Below are 18540 nucleotides of genomic sequence, written 5' to 3' on the forward strand. Positions count from 1 at the left end.
TGGGTGCGGAAAATGGCGCTGTCTTCAGAATGTCATACGGGTAAATTATAAACAAAGTGAATGAATTGAAGGGATTCCAGTCATTCGTGTATTGAAATGATGATCCGGCTAAAAGACTGTTACATCAGGAAATACTCAATTTAAGCGTACAAGTGTACACTGGAATTATTCTCAGTTAATCTGCCTGTCGGCGTAATTTATAAACAGTGCCGGATTAACGTTATTTTATTATTTTGCCTCGAGGGTTCTCATCGTATGGGTAAGTCATCACCACAGGGATATCCGTGGGCTGAAGAAATTGCCAACAGCCTGAGTCACGGCGTCGGGCTGGTGTTTGGGATTGTCGGCCTGGTCTTGTTACTGGTGCAGGCGGTCAGCGTAAACGCTAGCGCAATGGCGATCACCAGTTATAGTTTGTACGGCGGCAGCATGATTTTGCTGTATCTGGCCTCCACGTTGTATCACGCCATTCCGCATCAGAAAGCCAAGTACTGGCTGAAAAAACTCGATCACTGCGCGATTTATCTGCTGATTGCCGGAACCTACACGCCGTTCCTGTTGATCGGGCTGAATTCTCCCCTGGCGAAAGGGCTGATGGCGGTCATCTGGGGGCTGGCGCTGTTTGGCGTAATTTTTAAACTGGCGTTTGCACACCGTTTTGAAGTGCTTTCGCTGATCACCTACCTGACCATGGGCTGGCTGTCGCTGATTGTGATTTATCAGCTGGCGACCAAATTGTCTCTTGGCGGTGTGACCTTACTGGCGGTGGGCGGCGTGGTGTACACGCTGGGCGTTATTTTCTATGCATCAAAACGCTTCCGTTTTGGCCATGCCATCTGGCACGGTTTTGTGCTGGGCGGCAGTGCCTGCCACTTTTTGGCGATCTACTTCTACGTGTAGATTAAACGGTGCGTCAAAAATGAAAGCGGAGCCATGTGCTCCGCTTTTTTGTGCCTGCTATTCGCCGGACCACCACTGCACCAAAGATGGCACAGGGCGCAAATCATAATGCGGTTCGCCCAGCAGATGGTTCAGGATCTTGGCCGAGCGCCATGCGGCTAGCGTCAGCTGACCTTCGGCGCTGCCGTGGCTGTGGATACCGGCATTCACCGCGTAAATCCGGTTCTGCTCCGGGCCGTCCCAACGTAGGTTGAAGTTGGGCAGCAACGGCAAATGCTGTTCGCGATCGTACGGAATTCTGTCGAGCATTGGCGCGAGGTAATCCGGCAAACCGGGGCGATAACCGGTGGCGAGAATGACGATATCGCCGCTGAAATGTTCCTCGCATTTCTCCAGCCCGTGTTTCGCCTGCAAACTGATGTCCCCGGAAGCGTTGCGAACGATATGATCCAGCGTGCGGTGCGGCAGTAAACGCACGTTTCGCGGCTGATGCAACACGTCAAACCGGTGATACAGCTGCTTATAAATATCTTCCAGCGTGTGATAACTGATACCGTCGGAAGGCAGTTTCTGCGTTCTGATCTCCTGCTCGCGCACGTCTTCGGGCAGGGTATAAAAGTAATTCACATACTCGGGCGTGAAATATTCATTAGTGAAAATCGACTCATCCAGCGGCTGAAAATTCGGGCGTCGCGACAACCAGCTCAGCTCCGCGAATTCACCCCAGTGGCCGCCCAGCGCATTGAGAATAATGTCTGCGCCGCTCTGGCCCCCGCCGACTACAATGACGCGTTTGCCGGTGAAATCCGGTTCACGTAATTCAATTTCAGCCGCATGGAAACAGTTTTCCCCCAGCGCCGCGCGTGCCGGTTTGGGGATCCACGGCGCATGGCCGGTGCCGAGGCAAATGTTGCGTGCGCGGTGCTCGCCTTTATCGCCCTGCACCACAAATTCCTGCTTTTTATCATCGAAATCAATACGCTCAATCGGTTCGGAAAAATGCAGACCGGGAATGCGGTCACACGCCCAGCGCAGATAATCTGAGAATTCATCGCGGCTGATGATCAACTGTTCCGTCGCCAGAAAACGGTAAATCTTCTTCTGCTCAACCAGATAGTTGATAAAAGAGAATTCGCTGCGCGGAGCGACCGTCGTCACCAGATCCTGCAAAACGTAGGTCTGCATGGTGGCTGTCGGCAATAACATGCCGGGATGCCAGCTGAATTCCGGGTTGGCATCAAAGAAAGCTGTGTTAAGTTTCGCGGTATCCTTCGCCATGGCGGCCAGACTAAGATTAAACGGGCCGATGCCAATACCAATCAAATCCTTCGCGGGCATTTTTAGGTTCCTTATGGGTTTTAGAAAAGACAGTGAAGTGCTTTAAGCATAGGCCAGCCGCCGCAAGCTGACATTTTTCTCGAAATCTTAAAGAAAACTTCATAGACTCAGTCACTTCGCCCGTTTCTAAAAGATGAACAAAAGGAACAGTTATGACCCGCCTGCGCCGTTTTAAACAAGTTGATGTGTTTACCGCCCAGCCTCTGAAAGGCAATGCACTGGCTGTAATCCTGGACGCCGAAGGGCTGACCGACGCCGAAATGTTCGCCATGGCGCGCTGGACCAATCTTGCGGAAACCGCTTTTGTGCTTAAACCTGCATCGCCAGAAGCCGATTACCGCGTGCGTATTTTTACGACCGACAAAGAGCTGCCGTTTGCCGGACATCCGACACTGGGCACGGCGTACGCGCTGTTGCAGAGCGGGCTGAAGCCTAAAAATCCGGGCCATCTGATACAAGAATGTGGCGTCGGGCTGGTTCAGGTTAATCAGCTGGCCGAAGGCGGGCAGGCGTTTTCTGCACCGCCAGCGGTGATGAAACCACTTGCGGCTGAACACAATGTGTTGCTGGCGACCGCGCTGCGCGGTGGAAAAATTCAGGCAGACGTCACGCCGGTGGCGGCTGACATGGGCATTATCTGGCTGGTGGTGCGTATGGAAAGTGCCCAGGATTGTCTGAATATCACGGCTGACGCAGCAGCTATCAGCGAGTTGCAAACGCGCCTCGGCGTGAACGGCATTGCGGTTTACGGTTTGCACGATAAAAACGGCCCGGCAGATTATGAAGTGCGGGCGCTGATCGACGAAGACGGCGTGCTGAAAGAAGATCCGGTCACGGGCAGCGCGAATGCCTGTCTGGCGCGGGTGCTGAAAGCGGCGGGATTCCCGGACGGCACTCATATGGCCGAAAGTTACCGCGTCCGTCAGGGCACAAAACTTCAGCGCGATGGCCGTGTGACAGTTACTTTCGTGGACGGCGAACCGTGGATCGGCGGCGATACCTGTACGCTGATCGACGGCACGTTAGATCTCTGATCTCAGTTATTTTTCAGTAACTGACGTCCGGCGGCTTCTGTCGCCAGACGCCTTTTTTCTATGAATGACGCTATTTATCGCCCATGACGAGCAAATAGCGGCAAGGCTGCGAACCCGGATTACTGAATGTGATGGGTAAATCGACGCCAAACGTCAGGGCGTCACCGGCGTCCAGCGCATAGTGTTCATCCCCGTAACGAATCTCCAGCGTGCCTTCTATCATCCACAATCGTTGTTTGTAAGCCTGCTGATGCCAGCCGGGATAGTTGACCCGCGCTCCGGCGGGAAGGGTAATTTCCACCAGTTCTGGCGCACCATTCTCTTCATGCGCGGTCACCTGACGGCGCAGATAACCAATATCCGGATCCTGCCAGACTTCCTGCTGTGCCCGTGCTCGCAGCGGGGCGGGCTGCGGGTTTTCCTCTGAAAGCAACTGTGCCAGCGACACGCCGAGGCTTGCGGCAAGACGCCCCAAAATGCTGGCGCTAGGGCTGCTGTCCTGCCGTTCAATTTTCGAAATCATCGCTTTACTGACCCCGGAACTGTTTGCCAACTGTTCGAGGCTCAGTCCCTGAGTTTTTCGTAATGATTGCAGACGTGTGGCGATCAACTGGTCGATTGACATATCAGGCGTTCCGTTGTTTACTTTTGTGGAATTAAATCCACTATAGTGGAAATTGAACCATAACGGAAGCGAAGGAGAACACCTGATGAAACTGATTGCCTGTACTGAACGTCAGCATGCGGTGGCGATTCTGGATATTTTTAATGATGCAATTCTGACTTCAACGGCTCTGTATGATTATAAACCACGCCATATCGACAGTATGACCCCATGGTTTGCCACTAAACTGATGAATAATTTTCCAGTAATCGGCCTTGAGGATGAAGAGGGGACGCTGCTGGGATTTGCGAGCTACGGCACGTTTCGCGCGTGGCCAGCCTATAAATATTCCGCTGAGCATTCTATTTATATTCATAAAGATCATCGCGGAAAAGGGCTGGGGAAAGTGTTGCTCAACGCACTCATCGAAGCGGCCCGCGAGCGTGACGTCCATACGCTGATTGGCGCGATAGATGCTGCGAATGGCGGCAGCATTGCGCTGCATGAGAAGAACGGTTTCACCCACATCGGGACGATTAAACAGGCCGCCTGGAAATTTGACCGCTGGCTGGATCTGGCGTTTTATCAGTTTATCCTCGATACGCCATCGACGCCGGTTGGAGGCTGATAACGGCGGGTGGAATGAGAAAGCAAGCGCCGGAGGGCGCAAGGTGATCCCGCAGCATAAACTGTGAGTCATCCAGTCGGGAAATGTGAGGCAGACCATGTCAGGTAAAACACAAGTTCGTCATGAAGTGGTAACGGGAAGTGCAGAATGTAATGAGGCGCTGGATCCACGCTGGCAGGCGGTCGTCAGCTGTGATGTGAAAGCCGACGGCCAGTTTGTCTATGCGGTTAAAACGACCGGCATTTACTGTGCGCCTTCCTGCCGGTCACGCCAGCCCAACCCGGGAAATATCGTATATTACGACACTGCCGAAGACGCCGAGCAGGCCGGATTCCGTGCGTGCAAACGTTGCAGGCAGGGGCTTATCTCGCTGGCACAGTTTCACGCTCAGCGCGTTGCGCAGGCCTGCCGCCTGCTTGAACAGTCTGCCGAAATGCTCACGCTGAACCAGCTGGCGGCACAAGTCGGCATCAGCGCCTATCATTTTCATCGTATTTTTAAAGCCCAAACCGGCGTGACGCCGAAAGAATATCAGCAGGCGCAGCGCACGCGCCGCGTTCGTGAGACGCTGGCCGATGCGGCAACAGTGACAGAAGCCGTTCACTCCGCCGGATATTCATCCGATGGCCGGTTTTATGAAACCTCAGGCACGGTACTTGGCATGACGCCGCAGTCATTCCGCTCCGGTGGCCGTGATGTCCGCGTGTGGTTTGCCATAGGGCACTCTTCGCTGGGCGAGATTTTAGTGGCTGAAAGCCAGCGTGGGATTTGCGCCATTTTGCTGGGCGATGATCCCGAAAAACTGATCGTTGAACTGCAAAACAGTTTCCCGCTGGCTGAACTGGTGGGCGGCGATCCTGATTTCGAGCAGCGTATTGCGGTGATCGTCGGTTTTGTCGAACAGCCACAAATTGGGCTGGATTTGCCGCTGGATATTCGCGGTACGGCTTTTCAGCAGCGCGTCTGGCAGGCATTATGCGCTATTCCCGCCGGAACCACCGCCAGCTACGCCGATATCGCCCGTAAAATTGGCTCGCCAAAATCCGTTCGCGCCGTGGCCGGTGCCTGTGCGGCGAATCTGCTGGCCGTTGCCATTCCCTGCCATCGCGTTGTGAAAACAGACGGGAATATTTCCGGCTACCGTTGGGGAGTGGAAAGAAAGCGTTCATTGTTAGCGCGTGAAGAAAAAGTCTGACTATACTCAGCTGACTTTTCTGCCAACGGATTTTTTGATGACGAGGGACGCCGTGCCTGCTTTTTCTTTGCGCGAAGCTGCGCCAGAAGATATTGATGAACTTGCCGGATTGCACGTCGCTATCTGGCGCCAAACCTACCGCGAGCTCGCCCCAGCGGAAGCCTTCGCTGCGCTGGATGTGCCACGCCGTAAAGCTTTCTGGCAGGATAAATTTGATCATCCCGCAGCCGGGCAGGGTATTTTTCTGGCCGAGGTCAACGGAAACCTGGCCGGTTTTTGCCTGACTTCGGCATCATCTAACCCTGATTTTGGCGAGATGGCCGAAATCAAATTCCTGTATGTTTCAGGCGATTTTAAGCGTCAGGGCATCGGTAAACGGTTAATCAGTAAAGCGGCTCAGCATCTTATTGTCGCGGGCTATCGCAGCGTCGGACTTGGCGTAGTGGAAGGCAACGAACCGGCAATCCGGTTTTACAGTGCGCTGGGTGGCCACGAAGCGGGGCGGTATACCGACTCCGGGCCGCTCTGGCGTTCGCGAAATATCATTTATGCGTGGCCAGATATTACGTTGCTGTCTGTCGTGTAAATTCGCTGTTTAAATCAACCAGGCAAAGAAAGTGCCCGCGTCAGTGAATTCCGCGGGCTATTTTTTATTTACGCAGTTCTTCCAGACGCTGCTTCTGCTGACCTTCTGCAGAGAAGTTATCGGCGCTCAGCCAGCGGTCAAATGCCGTTTTCGATTCCGGCCATTCACTGTCGATGACGGAATACCAGCAGGTATCACGGTTGTGGCTACGCAGGACGATAGCCTGACGGAATGTGCCTTCGTATTGAAAACCGAACCGTAATGCCGCCTGTTTAGAGGGTTCATTCAGGCTGTGGCATTTCCATTCGCAGCGGCGGTATTTCAGCGTATCGAACAGATAACGTTGCAGCAGATAAATCGCTTCGGTGCCGAAACGCGTGCGCTTCATCAGCGGAGACCAGTTTACCCAACCAATTTCCGCAACGCCGTTCACCGGGTCGACGCGCATCAGCGATACGCTGCCGACCGCCCCCCCCGTTGCGTTATCTACCACAGCGAAAAATAAAGGATCCTCACTTTTGACCTGCTGTGAAATAAACAGATCGCATTCAGCCTGCGTCGCCGGACGGTCAACGGAAAGGTAGGTCCAGTCACTGCCGTTATCAATGCTGTGCCAGGCGTTAAAGAGATCCTGACTGTGGCGTTCGCAACTCAGCGGCTCCAGACGGCACCAGGTGCCGTTAAGCTGAACGCGAGACGGACGTTCGCGAGGCTGCCAGTCGGGAAGGGCGTCGCCCACAGGCTGGCCAAAGTGGTTGAGGGTTGTCATCATCTTTTCCATTTCACTATCAGAGAGCTTTCCATAAAATCAGAATGGCGATTGGCCTGCAACCGGTGAGATGCCAAAGAGCTGAAAAGCGGAGAAAAACCTCCGCTTTTAATCCATGAAGGCGGTAAACCTCATGCTGGTTATAAACGGCCAGCGCTGCCGCAGACGTTTATCTTTTCCTCCACTACTTTTTGCATAGCCAGCTTTCCGGGAACGATATATTTGCGTGGATCGTTCGCGTCAGGATGCGCTGTAAAATAGTTTTTCACCGCATCGGCAAAGGCTATTTTCAACTCAGTCGCCACATTGACTTTGCAGATCCCCAGCGCAATCGCCTCATGGATCATGTCATCCGGGATCCCAGATGCGCCGTGCAGAACGAGCGGAATATCTACCAGCTGGCGAATCTGTTCAAGACGGCGGAAATCCAGTTTCGGCGTACCCTGATATAAGCCGTGCGCAGAGCCAATAGCGACCGCCAGCGAATCGATACGGGTGGATTCCACAAAGTGCTTTGCGACAACCGGATCAGTAAAGAAGCTGTCGCCTTCTTCAACGACCAGATCGTCTTCCTGCCCACCAAGCCGCCCGAGTTCCGCCTCTACGCTCGCATCAAAGGCATGACAAAAACGCACAGCATCGCGCACCTTTTCTATGTTCTCCGCCAGCGGAAAATGTGAAGCGTCGATCATAACGGATCGGATCCCCGCCCGGACTTTCGTCCCGATGTCTTCCTGTTCTTCATGATGATCAAGATGCAGCGCCAGCGGAATACGGTTTTTGCGTGCCGCTTCCTGGCATAACGAAATCAGGTATCGGGTTCCCGCATAGCTGAATGTGCCGGGCGTTCCGGCGAGTATCACCGGGGAGCCCATCGCAGCGGCCGTTTCGGCCACAACCTGTATCGTTTCCATATTGTGGATATTGAATGCCGGAACCGCATAACCTTCACGCTGAGCCGCCAGCAACATTTCTCTGTTTGAGATCAGATACATGAATTTAGCTCCTTGTTAAATCCAGCAGAATTTTTCCCGCCATAGGTTTGCCCTTAAGGGCGGCAACTTCTCTGGCAAACTCCTGCGGATCGCCCAGACAGCCAATGAGCGGCATCAGATTTATTTTTTGCTCCGCAAAAAGCTGCGTTGCCTGCTGCCATTCACTGCCGGGCCAGGGCGCGGAATAATTCATCCAGCTGCCGAGTAACGTCAGCTCCTTACGCAAGATATGGCTGAAGGTCGCCACATTCAGAGTCAGATCTTTATGAAGTGTACCGACCAACGCGACCTGCGCTTTCGGTCCTGCAATGTCGAGAGCCAGCGCGACGGTTTGCGGCGTGCCAGCGGTTTCGATAATCAGCTGATTAAAGCGACGTTCCTGACTTTGCTGGCGGATTTCATCAGCATTTAGCTGGGCGCTGTTAAAGCTATGGCCCGCGCCGGTTTCCAGAGCAAGCGCAAGCCGCTGCGGATTGATATCAATAGCCGTCACCGACTTTGCACCCAAGGCGCAAGCGGCCTGAATGAGCAACTGGCCGATCGTTCCCGCACCAATCACGACAACTTCTTTTCCTTCACAGCCTCCGGCCAGTTTTAGTGCGTGTAAACCTACAGTGATCGGTTCCAGAAATGCGCCCTGAAGCAACGAAGCGTTTTCCGGCAGCCGGAAGAGGTTCTTTCTCGACGCAACGGCATATTCCGCATGACCGCCATCGCGGCGGGAGCCGATAAACTGATAGTGCTTACATTGTGAGTACGCTTCTTTTTTGCATTCTTGACACTGGAAGCAGGGGAGCAGAGGAACGCACGCCACAGCATCACCTTCCTGTAAATCATGAACTTCATCGCCGGTACTGACCACATAACCACTGAATTCATGGCCGAGCGTGATCGGATAATAATGCGAAGAATTGGCGAAAATACGCGGAATATCTGAACCGCACAGGCCGGAATACGCAACACGAACTAACACATCATCTGGCGCATTCAGCACGGGTTTTTCCCGTTCCTCGACGGTGATTGCTCCGCCCTGGTGTATCACTACAGATTGCATCATTGTTTCCTTAAGGCGGAGGAAATCCTCCGCCTGGATGAGGGTTAAGCGCTGGTCATTGCAGCCGCAGCCAGTTTTTCAGCCCGGGTGAAATTGCGGGCGCGTCGCCAGGTGAGGTATACACCCACGGCGTAAATGACGCCGATGATGCTGAGCCCCGCGATGTTTTTCAGCGTACAAAGTTGGATCAGGAGATAGGTAATCGGAGAGCCGCCCTGATCCATCGATGCCACTCTGCCTCCGGCCGTAAGAGCCCCAGCGTTGGCTGCGAGTTGTGTGTGCAGGTCGATAGTCTGCGTCGCAATCCAGAGGGTAATGCTCATGATGATGCAGCCTGAAATCAGCGTGCGGAACAGATTTCCCTGATGCACAGCCACTGCAATCGCTACAAAGAAACCGATGGTTGCCAGATCACCAAACGGCAGAACCTGATTTCCCGGTACCAGTACCGCAATCAAAATTGTTAACGGAATAAAGATCAGGCTGGCAGAGACGACGGCGGTGTGGCCGAGCAAAAGCGCCGGATCGAGACCTATCAGGAATTCCTGACCGCCAAAACGGGCTTGCAGACGTGTACGTGCATGGCGGGCAATAGGTGTTAACCCATCCATGATCGGTTTAATCACCCGTGGCATCAGCAGCATGACGGCAGCCGTTTTGACGGCCAGCTGCAATACACCTTTGATGTCATATCCGGCGAGATAACCAATAATCAGACCCATGACAAAGCCCACGGTGACGGGTTCTCCGAACGGGCCAAAGCGTTTCTGGACATCGTCAGCGCTGAAGTGGATTTTGTTCAGGCCCGGGATTTTCTCAATAAGGGTATCGACCAGCACGGCGATCGGGCCGAGATAAGCCGAGGAGCCGTGCGGGATTGCGATGCCTTCAAGGTTGAAGAAATCGCGGGTATCTTTCGCAAACCAGTCGCCCAGTTTGTAGATGAATGCTGCGTGAACCACGACGCCCATGATCCCCAGCCAGTATGATCCGGTTGCCAGGTGCAGCATGGCGCCGGTGAATGTCATGTGCCAGATGTTCCAGATATCGACGTTGACAACGCGTGTCATGCGGGTCAGCAGCATCACGATATTTACTCCGATAGCAATCGGAATGGCGACCAGCGCAATCTGGGAAGCCCAGGTCATCGGTGATGAACCCGGCCAGCCGATATCCACCACTTGTAGGTTGATTTCAAAATGCTCGGCCATCGCTTTTGCGGCAGGCCCGATGGAATCGAGCATAAGGCCAATGACCAGACCAATCCCGACGAAGCCGATGCCAATGTGAATGGCTGATTTAAATGAGTCCCCCAGTTTCATGCCCAGTATCAGGGAGAAAATGATGATGACGCCGGGCAACATGACTGTCGGCCCGAGATCGAGGATGTAGCGCATTATTTCGGTAAACATGGCTTACTCCTGCAACAGGGTCAGTATTTGCTCACGCAGCGCATCCATGCCGACACCGGAAATAAATGGCATCCCATGTACCAGGGGAATATCCCCAAATTTGCGGTCAACCCGGGCCGTGGTGCAAATCAGATGCGCACCGTCCATATAGGTTTCAATCTCGGTGACGCGGCATTGCACGAGATCTACTTCAATGTTGTGCGCTGCGCACAACTCTTTGATTTCTTCTGCAGCCAGGGTGGATGTGGCAACGGCTCCGCCACAGGCGACAATGATTTTTCGCTTCACGGTAAGACTCCTTGGTGCTTTGTTTTAATGTTTGTAAGAAAGGTGTAGAGGTCGCTTCGGGTGGTAAGAGCTTCAGATATAAACGGGAGATATTTTCTCTTCTGTGGGTGAGAAAACATGCTGCTCAAAAATGGAGGTCAGCTGATTTTCTGGCGCGGTGAGCAGTTTTTCTAAAAAGTCCGGTTTCTGTAACTGGCTGAAAAGTTGACGCAACAGTTTCAGTTGTTCCGATGGGTGAGTGACGATGAGTGCCACAATCAGTGACGCCGGAACGGTGCCTTCATCATCAGCCTGAAAAAATTCAACAGGGGCATCAGGACGAATCAGATAGATAGCCGGGCTCCGGGCATGGCTGGCTTCGCAGTGGGGAATAGCCACCGCATGTTCCTCAAGCTGAATGCCTGTCGGGAATTCAGCCTCGCGATTAAGCAGCGCCTGCGGATAGGTGCTTTCAACCACGCCGGCTTTGACCATGCTTTCTCCGATGTGGGCCAGAGCTTCCAGATGATCCGTGAAGGCAATATTTGTTTTGACGAAGATTTCGCAGTTAAGCATTGCAGCAGGCCTCCGCGCTGGCGGGCTGCGGGGAACAGCCGTAATGGTAGGCGCGCAGAACATCCTGAATTTTATCGATAATCAGTTCGTGAGGATCGCTGGTCAGTTTATTCGCCATCACCCGTTCAAATTGCGCGGGAAGGTATTGGCTCAGCAGGCCGAGGGGAATTTCCACCGATTTTAAATTGGCGACCAGCGTTTCCATTGCCTTGTTGATGCGGGCATTTGGCCAGTAATAACGAATGCGGTCTGAAAGGCTGAAATGCAGGTCGATCAGCGAAAGGCTGAATGTCGGGTTGTAGTATTTTTTCCAGTAAACCGGTTCGTCCAGCATGACACCGTCGATCACGGTCAGTATCTGGCTGCGGGATTCGGGGGCGATCAGTACCTGTTCGATATTCGCCAGAGCAAAAATGGCTTCACGAAGGGCAAAGGTTAATGCAGGCCCGACTTTCAGAATGGCAAAGTGATCCTCAACCAGATGACGATAGGATTCACGGGTTTGGTAATCGGTTGAATGAGCTTCGTAAACCAGCGGAGTCGATGTTATATAAGCCGATAATCCTTCAGTGAGCTTTGGCTGATAGTGGATCACGCGGCTGTGGTCAAACTCTACACCTGGCTGCACAACAACGGCGATGATCCGTTCTTTAGCTGCCTCAAGCCCCATTTCGTTGAAAGCCTGATGATGCATTTCGAGTGTGGCTTGCGCGTCTTTCGCCTCGGTCACATGAACGTGCTGAATGGCGGAAGCTTCTCCGCCGGGCACCGGGACTTCGGTGCCAATGACGTAAGTCAGTGAACATTTTTGCTGTGGTGTTGCTACACGTTCGGCCACCTGACACAAGCGCGCTGCTCGCTGAGCGACTACAAAAGGATCAAGCGGAACTGGATCGTCTGCGCATGACATTGAGGCATCCAGATGTATTTTGCTGAAACCGGCTTCAACATATTGCGCTATGAGTACTTCTGCCTTAGACATTGCACTTTCAGCATTTTCATTTTGCCAGCAGTTTGGCCCCAGATGGTCTCCACCCAAAATGAGCCGCTGCATTGGGAATTCCACTTTTTCCGCAATCGCGAGTACGAAATCCCGAAAATCGATTGGCAGCATTCCTGTGTAGCCACCAAACTGATTCACCTGATTAGAGGTTGCTTCAATAAGCACTTTACGATCGGTGTGAAGATCTTCCCGCAGGGCCGCCTCGATCACCAGAGGGTGTGCGGAGCAGACAGAACAAATCCCGTTGCTTTCGCCTTGTTTATGCTTTTCGATAATATCTTTCATTTTGGCCTCCGATTGTTTTCGAAGATAGTCATATCATTTCGAAAGCCAAACAATAGCGTTTTTCAGATTTCGTGACAGCGATCGAAATATTTCGTAAGGTTGTTGCATTCGTTTTCTTTCGACTACAGAGGTGTACCGTAAAGTGTAAATAATCAAAACCTGACAAGCAAAGTGATAAGGCGTTTCACATTGCCGGGATTTTTTTCTCCTCTTGATGACGCCTTTTGTTTACACTGTCGGCAATATGGTCTTTCGGATCCTTAATCATGAATACTTATGATAGACGTAACAAAATCATTGATTTAGTAAATCAAAACGGCAGCGTTATGGTTGCCGACCTTTCGAGTGCTTTCGACGTATCCGAAGTAACAATCCGCTCTGACTTAGGATTGCTGGAACAAAAAGGGTCCCTGACACGCTTTCATGGCGGTGCAGCGAAACGGGTGGCTTCGCCAGCCAACCAGACGGAGTTACCGCAGGATGAAATGATGCTTGAAGAGCGCTATCTGCTGGCCAGTGATCCTAAAAAACGCATCGCTCAGGCGGCGGCAGGGCTGGTGAATCCCGGAGATACCGTCATTCTCGACAGTGGCAGCACAACGATGTTGCTGGCTGAAGAACTGGTGAAAAAAGGCGATATTACTGTCATCACGAACAACTTACCGGCTGCGTTTGTTTTGTCTGAAAACCCAGATATTACGCTGGTGGTGTGCGGTGGAACGTTGCGACATAAAACGCGCTCTTTGCATGGCAACATTACGGAATACGCCTTGCAGGGGATCGTCGCCAATCTGATGTTTGTGGGCGCGGACGGCCTGGATGCCGCGACCGGTATCACCACATTTAATGAGGGCTACAGCATCAGCGGTATTATGGCTGCCGCTGCTCAACGGGTTGTGGTTGTCACCGATTCCACTAAATTTGGCCGCCGCGGATATAATCTGGTGCTACCGATGGAAAAAATTGACACGATTATTACGGACACAGATATCCGTGAAGAAGCGTTGCTGGCACTCAGGCTGACGTCCGCGAATCTCATGCTGGTTTAACCTTTTCAGATAATGTTTATCGGCGAGGCTGACTTTAGGCTGAAAGCTGAATCAGTGAAACGGGCAGGTTTAAGGGTTGCGCAGGCTCACGAAAACAATTTTCTGAATTGCAGTTTCAGACAGGCGGGAATGGAATCTCGCCCGCAAATATTGAGCCGCATGAACGATTACATGCGGCCTGAAGAGTGGGGAATCACGGCTTTTGGGTGTAGACCTCAAACGTGAAGTATTTCTTTTCCAACGTCTGGTAAGTCCCGTTTTTATGGATTTCTGCCAGCGTATTATTGATGAGTGTCAGGTGCGCCTGATCATCCTTACGCAGCCCGATAGCCGTTCCTTCGCCCAGATAACGGGTGTCGTTTAACGGCTCGCCAGCAAAGGCATAATTTTTGCCTTCAGGCGTTTTCAGAAAGCCAGTTTCGGCTGCGGCCGCGTTAGTCAACGTCACGTCGATACGGCCAGAGGCCAGGTCCTGATTCACGAAATCCTGATTCTGATAGGAGACGACGTTAACGCCTTTCTTCTGCCATTCGCCTTGCGCATACGCTTCCTGTGTTGTCCCCTGAGCAACACCAACGGTTATACCTTTCAGCGATTCCGCGGTTGGCTGCAAGCCACTTCCTTTTTTCGCGATCAGCACACTTGGAACGTGATAAAGCATGTTGGAGAAATTGACCTGAGCTTTGCGTTTAGGTGTCATCGACATCGCTGAGAGCACGGCATCAAATTTTTTGGCATTCAGGGCTGGGATAATCCCATCATACGCGGTTTCAACCCACTCACATTTAACCTGAGCCTGCTGACAGATTGCGTTGCCCAGATCGATATCAAAACCGACCAGCTTGCCGTCCGGCGCTTTGGATTCAAAAGGGGGAAACGACGGATCTACGCCAAAACGCAACGTTGTTTCAGCCTGTGCAAAACTGCTGGTAGCCGCCAGCGCCAGAATGGCCAGCAATATGTTTTTCTTCACAAGTAATCTCCTGATGATGCCAAAAAAACAAACCCCCGCGGCTAAAGGCGAGGGTAAAAGTGATGGTTTCTGGTTTCGAATATGACGACTCAGTAAGTCATGGTCAAGCGCCAGCAATCTGCGCAAAACGGGCAATAGCTGAAGATGGCAGCGATCAGAGAACTGGCCGCTATGGAAAACGACTATTCGCCGAAGTGGATGAGGTTAATGTCGTGTTATGGATAAAAAACAAAAAGATAGACTGCGGCGGTTTATCGGAAACGTCGTAATCAAAAAGCCGTATATCCTTGCGGGCTACGGCTTTCTTTGTCTTAGCGACTTTATCGGGTAATAGCCGAAACCTTGTTTGGGGAAATCTGACTATCAGTTTTACTTTTAGACATTTAATTTAGTTTTAATTGCTATCTCTAAACACATGCCAGTCTTTAATTCTTAATCTTGTTCCAGGGCATTTTGGAAAGCAGAGCTGCCATTCCGCACCAACCACTTACCCCAGCAAAAAGCAGGCCTGCACCTATTAATCCCGACAAGAGAAAGAAGCTTTTATCTGCAGCGTATCCCATCGCGACCCCGGCAAGGATCAGTATCCCAGCGACAACCTGAACCTGCCTCATTATTGGAAGAGGATATTTCTTGTCTTCAATGGTAGGATAATTGGCACTTTTCCAGGCATTTATGCCACCAGATAACAATAAAACGGTTTCCGGGTCTGCTGCTTTGATAAGGGCATCTTCATTTTGAACTGTACGGGAACCCGCTAAACAGTGAAAAATGACAGGAGTATTTACGGGCAGACCTTTAATTTTATTTCCCAACAAGAGCTCAGATAATGGAAAGGAGATAGCTTCAGGAATGTGCTCACGAAGAAATTCAGCAGGCTCCCGGATGTCGATCAGAGTGCTGCCTTTTTTCATGAGTTCTTGTGCTTCTGAAGGACTTACGGTTCTTGCGGTCATTTCAAATCCTCTGGGCAAAAAATGTCCTTTAACGTTGCGACAATCTTTCTAATTGATTCATTTTTAATAAAATAATTTCTTCTCTGCTCATCAGCGGAACATTCAATCAAATCTTCTTCCTTCATTCTGGCCAGATGCTGAGATGTTGCGGAAGGGCTTAATCCTGTCAGTTTGCTTAAGCTACCTGCTGAAGTTCCTGGTGAGTCAATGAGCGTACAAAGGATCAGTAGTCGGTTTGCATTGCTCATTGACTTGAGTAGCCTGGTCGCCTGAGCGGCATTTTCTTGCAAAAATTCAATGCCAGTATGTTTCATACATTACTTTAGGTTTGTCTAAGTTAAGTAAATACTAAATCAATTGAAGGCATAGAGCAAAATAGATTTTTAGTACAGTTTTCACGGTGTTGGATTTTATATTTATGGATAATTCTCAGATAATTGAACGGTAATTGTCCTGTTGTAAGCTGCTCATACCTCATCACTTTCGGGTGGCTACATATCTTGTCATATGAAAAAACCGGCCTGAGCCGGTATCTCGTTAAACTTCTCTGATGTCACTCTTTGATTCGCAGTAATTGTTTCATTTCGCGCCGCTGGGTTTCACCAAAAGATAAAGGCAGCTGGCGTCTTGCAAGGTATGCTCTTTATCTTTGCCCCTGGCGGCTTTGATCTGTGAGTTGGTGAGTGATATGGCGGGTCGAGCCATTTTAGCGATACGCTCTGTAGCTATATGAGGGGCATATAACTAGCCGTATATCTAAAATTGATGGTTGCATATGAGGGCTGCCAGCGGATAACCTGCAATAAAAAAGCCGCAAACCCTTCCGGGCTGCGGCTTTCTTTGCGGTAACGGCCTTATCTGGTAATAACCGAAACCTTGTTTGGTGGGCTGGGGGAAGTTGAGGATATTAGCTAACTTAATGTTTTAGCTAGTTAATTACGATTTCAGATTTGTGGTGTATACCTAAACGTATACCAATGCAGATAATCGTGCCTCGTTATGTTCATATTTTGAACGCTTTGAGTAGGGTGCCTCTGACTAGCCTACGCGATACAAAAAGATTTATAGAAAAACTGGTCACAGTGTTCACTTTTATAGAAAACTCTTTTTTTTCAGTTGGTTAATTTTTTTAAGTCATTTCATAGCCTTCACTTCTATTCACGATGATCCCAAAAGGTATTTTTGGTTCATGACTTCGCCTATTATGAAAAAAATTGTTTGTTATCATTTATACACAGTAAAAGCGCTAAACTAATTTAAGGACATAAAATGGGACGTAGATCCGGTTTTGAGGGTTTTTTGAGGGCTTCGGTTAGGGCTGCTGCGGCAATTGACCGTGAAAATAAAAGATCTCTGAGAAGCCATGCCGCTGAAGCTAGGCGTGTAGAAAGGCAGAACAGACAAGAATATGCACAATACGTGCGTGAAGAAAAACAGTTAATTCGTGAGCAAAAGGAGGCAGATAAACTTGCTAAAGTAATGTATTTAGAAGATAGAATAGAGGAGGTTAACGATCTTAATTCTGATTTGCTTGAAACAATCTCTGAATTATCTGGCATTTTAGAACACACTTTAAATCATGATGATTCTATTGATTTTTCAAGTTTAAAAATGGTACCTAGTTTTAAAAAATTTCAGACACCGAGCCATCTTTTACCCGACAGTAGCCCGATAATAGATTTCGTACCTATGCCGATGGGATGGAGAAAGTTAATACCTGGTGCGGGTAAAAAATACAATTCGAAAGTAGAGTTGGCTGAGAAGAAATTAGAAATTGAAATGAAAGAGTATATCTCTAAAGAAAAAGAAAAAAGCCAGAAAATCGAAGAGATGAAAAATGAATATTCACGAGAAAAAAATAGATATCTTGATGAGGTGAATCGGCATAATGAAGATATTGATGAGTTTGAAGTAAGTTATTTTTCTGGAGATGAACTATCCGTTAAAAATTACTGCGAAATGGTTCTTACTCGCTCTGAGTATCCGCAAGATGGATTTCAACAAAATTTCCGTCTTGCCTATACAATTGCAAACAAGGAATTAGTAATAGAGTATTTCATACCTAGTATCGATGTTATCCCAAAGGATTTAGAATACAAATATATTAAGACGCGTGATGCGATAACTTCAAAACTAAGAAAGCCATCTGAAATAAATAAGCTATATCAAGATATTATAGCTGCAATTGCTTTGCGTACATTACATGAGATTTTTGAGGCTGATCAGGCTGGTGCTATATTATCAGTAGTATTCACTGGGGTGCTCGATACGATCGACCCAACTAGTGGGCATGATATCAATGTAAATGTCGTATCTGTTAGAGCTTTCAAAGAAGAGTTTATGGCTATAAAATTAGACCGAATAGATAAGGTAGCTTGCCTTCGTAGTCTTGGTGCTCAAGTATCTAATCATCCTGAAGAGCTTCAAGCAATTAAGCCTATTATAGAATTTAATATGGTAGATAAGAGATTTATTGAGAAGGGTGATGCTTTATCTGGATTGGAATCGCGTCCTAATCTTATGGATTTATCCCCTGGGGAGTTCGAGGTTTTAGTTTCAAATCTTTTTTCGCAGATGGGATTAGATACCAAACTAACCCGAGGTACTAAAGATGGCGGGGTTGATGCAATAGCGTTTGATACAAGACCTATACTTGGTGGGAAAGTTGTCATTCAAGCTAAAAGATATAAAGATACTGTAGGTGTGAGTGCCGTACGAGATCTTTATGGAACCATGATGAATGAAGGTGCAAATAAAGGAATCTTGGTTTGCACTAGTAAATATGGCAAAGATGCTTATAATTTCTGTAAAGATAAACCTATAGAATTAATTGATGGTGGTGGTTTAATTTATCTTTTAAGAGAACATGCTGGAGTTGATGCAAAAATACAGCTCCTGTAGATATGAAATTCTCAC

At 49.8% G+C, this 18540-nt stretch carries 20 protein-coding genes; 8 read left to right on the plus strand and 12 right to left on the minus strand.

Translation table 11 applies throughout. From position 1 onward, the window contains the following. Nucleotides 1-255: 255 nt before the first annotated feature. Nucleotides 256-900 (plus strand): PAQR family membrane homeostasis protein TrhA, encoded by a 645-nt coding sequence (gene trhA, locus ACLBVC_RS18910; protein WP_195813897.1) that lies wholly within the window; start codon nt 256-258, stop codon nt 898-900. Nucleotides 901-957: 57 nt separating this feature from the next. Here the strand turns inward: trhA and ACLBVC_RS18915 are convergent, their stop codons facing one another. Then, nucleotides 958-2238: a lysine N(6)-hydroxylase/L-ornithine N(5)-oxygenase family protein gene (locus tag ACLBVC_RS18915; protein WP_410150890.1), complete on the minus strand. Its 1281-nt coding sequence runs from the start codon at nt 2236-2238 to the stop codon at nt 958-960. 152 nt (nt 2239-2390) lie between these two features. On the opposite strand from ACLBVC_RS18915, the gene ACLBVC_RS18920 reads away from it, so the two are divergent. Next, nucleotides 2391-3272 carry a PhzF family phenazine biosynthesis protein gene (locus tag ACLBVC_RS18920; protein WP_410150891.1) on the plus strand — a complete coding sequence of 294 codons (882 nt, stop codon included), beginning with the start codon at nt 2391-2393 and terminating at the stop codon, nt 3270-3272. 70 nt (nt 3273-3342) lie between these two features. On the opposite strand, the gene ACLBVC_RS18925 is transcribed toward ACLBVC_RS18920, so the two are convergent. Beyond that, the gene (locus ACLBVC_RS18925; protein ID WP_410150892.1) at nt 3343-3897 is read right to left on the minus strand and encodes a helix-turn-helix domain-containing protein; all 555 of its coding nucleotides are present in this window, start codon (nt 3895-3897) and stop codon (nt 3343-3345) included. An 85-nt stretch (nt 3898-3982) separates the two neighbouring features. Between ACLBVC_RS18925 and ACLBVC_RS18930 the strand changes: the two genes are divergently transcribed. The 3 genes from ACLBVC_RS18930 (at nt 3983) to ACLBVC_RS18940 (ending at nt 6285) form a co-directional block, all read left to right on the plus strand. Then, nucleotides 3983-4504, plus strand: a complete 522-nt coding sequence (locus ACLBVC_RS18930) for a GNAT family N-acetyltransferase (RefSeq protein ID WP_410150893.1) — start codon at nt 3983-3985, stop codon at nt 4502-4504. A gap of 97 nt (nt 4505-4601) precedes the next feature. Then, a complete protein-coding gene (ada, locus tag ACLBVC_RS18935) occupies nt 4602-5699 on the plus strand; it encodes a bifunctional DNA-binding transcriptional regulator/O6-methylguanine-DNA methyltransferase Ada (protein ID WP_410150894.1) in 1098 nt (365 codons plus the stop codon). A 37-nt stretch (nt 5700-5736) separates the two neighbouring features. After that, the gene (locus ACLBVC_RS18940; protein ID WP_410150895.1) at nt 5737-6285 is read left to right on the plus strand and encodes a GNAT family N-acetyltransferase; all 549 of its coding nucleotides are present in this window, start codon (nt 5737-5739) and stop codon (nt 6283-6285) included. A gap of 64 nt (nt 6286-6349) precedes the next feature. Here the strand turns inward: ACLBVC_RS18940 and ACLBVC_RS18945 are convergent, their stop codons facing one another. The 7 genes from ACLBVC_RS18945 to gatZ form a co-directional block, all read right to left on the minus strand. Then, a complete protein-coding gene (locus ACLBVC_RS18945; protein WP_410150925.1) occupies nt 6350-7054 on the minus strand; it encodes a GNAT family N-acetyltransferase in 705 nt (234 codons plus the stop codon). Nucleotides 7055-7194: 140 nt separating this feature from the next. Further along, nucleotides 7195-8049, minus strand: a complete 855-nt coding sequence (locus ACLBVC_RS18950; RefSeq protein WP_410150896.1) for a tagatose bisphosphate family class II aldolase — start codon at nt 8047-8049, stop codon at nt 7195-7197. Nucleotides 8050-8053: 4 nt separating this feature from the next. After that, a complete protein-coding gene (gene gatD / locus ACLBVC_RS18955; RefSeq protein WP_410150926.1) occupies nt 8054-9103 on the minus strand; it encodes a galactitol-1-phosphate 5-dehydrogenase in 1050 nt (349 codons plus the stop codon). 44 nt (nt 9104-9147) lie between these two features. Next, nucleotides 9148-10515: a galactitol-specific PTS transporter subunit IIC gene (locus ACLBVC_RS18960; RefSeq protein ID WP_410150897.1), complete on the minus strand. Its 1368-nt coding sequence runs from the start codon at nt 10513-10515 to the stop codon at nt 9148-9150. 3 nt (nt 10516-10518) lie between these two features. Then, nucleotides 10519-10803 carry a PTS galactitol transporter subunit IIB gene (gatB, locus tag ACLBVC_RS18965; RefSeq protein WP_410150898.1) on the minus strand — a complete coding sequence of 95 codons (285 nt, stop codon included), beginning with the start codon at nt 10801-10803 and terminating at the stop codon, nt 10519-10521. Nucleotides 10804-10875: 72 nt separating this feature from the next. Further along, complete coding sequence (gene gatA / locus ACLBVC_RS18970) at nt 10876-11358, minus strand: PTS galactitol transporter subunit IIA (protein ID WP_410150899.1); 483 nt, start codon at nt 11356-11358, stop codon at nt 10876-10878. After that, nucleotides 11351-12646, minus strand: coding sequence for a tagatose-bisphosphate aldolase subunit GatZ (gene gatZ / locus ACLBVC_RS18975; protein WP_410150900.1), 1296 nt, complete (start codon nt 12644-12646; stop codon nt 11351-11353). The genes gatA and gatZ overlap by 8 nt, the downstream gene beginning before the upstream one ends. 266 nt (nt 12647-12912) lie before the next feature. Between gatZ and ACLBVC_RS18980 the strand changes: the two genes are divergently transcribed. Next, nucleotides 12913-13695: a DeoR/GlpR family DNA-binding transcription regulator gene (locus ACLBVC_RS18980; protein WP_410150901.1), complete on the plus strand. Its 783-nt coding sequence runs from the start codon at nt 12913-12915 to the stop codon at nt 13693-13695. 193 nt (nt 13696-13888) lie between these two features. On the opposite strand, the gene ACLBVC_RS18985 is transcribed toward ACLBVC_RS18980, so the two are convergent. Beyond that, nucleotides 13889-14668 carry an ABC transporter substrate-binding protein gene (locus ACLBVC_RS18985; protein ID WP_410150902.1) on the minus strand — a complete coding sequence of 260 codons (780 nt, stop codon included), beginning with the start codon at nt 14666-14668 and terminating at the stop codon, nt 13889-13891. A 62-nt stretch (nt 14669-14730) separates the two neighbouring features. On the opposite strand from ACLBVC_RS18985, the gene ACLBVC_RS18990 reads away from it, so the two are divergent. Next, entirely contained in the window at nt 14731-14937 is a 207-nt protein-coding gene (locus ACLBVC_RS18990) for a hypothetical protein (RefSeq protein ID WP_410150903.1), read from the plus strand. A gap of 156 nt (nt 14938-15093) precedes the next feature. Here ACLBVC_RS18990 and ACLBVC_RS18995 read toward each other — a convergent pair whose 3' ends face one another. Beyond that, complete coding sequence (locus tag ACLBVC_RS18995; protein ID WP_410150904.1) at nt 15094-15624, minus strand: rhodanese family protein; 531 nt, start codon at nt 15622-15624, stop codon at nt 15094-15096. Beyond that, nucleotides 15621-15938: an ArsR/SmtB family transcription factor gene (locus ACLBVC_RS19000; RefSeq protein ID WP_410150905.1), complete on the minus strand. Its 318-nt coding sequence runs from the start codon at nt 15936-15938 to the stop codon at nt 15621-15623. The genes ACLBVC_RS18995 and ACLBVC_RS19000 overlap by 4 nt, the downstream gene beginning before the upstream one ends. Before the next feature lie 955 nt (nt 15939-16893). Here ACLBVC_RS19000 and ACLBVC_RS19005 point away from each other — a divergent pair. Next, a complete protein-coding gene (locus tag ACLBVC_RS19005) occupies nt 16894-18525 on the plus strand; it encodes a restriction endonuclease (RefSeq protein ID WP_410150906.1) in 1632 nt (543 codons plus the stop codon). The last annotated feature ends 15 nt before the right edge of the window (nt 18526-18540 follow it).

The organism is Rahnella selenatireducens (assembly GCF_046449555.1).
Classification (GTDB): domain Bacteria; phylum Pseudomonadota; class Gammaproteobacteria; order Enterobacterales; family Enterobacteriaceae; genus Rahnella; species Rahnella selenatireducens.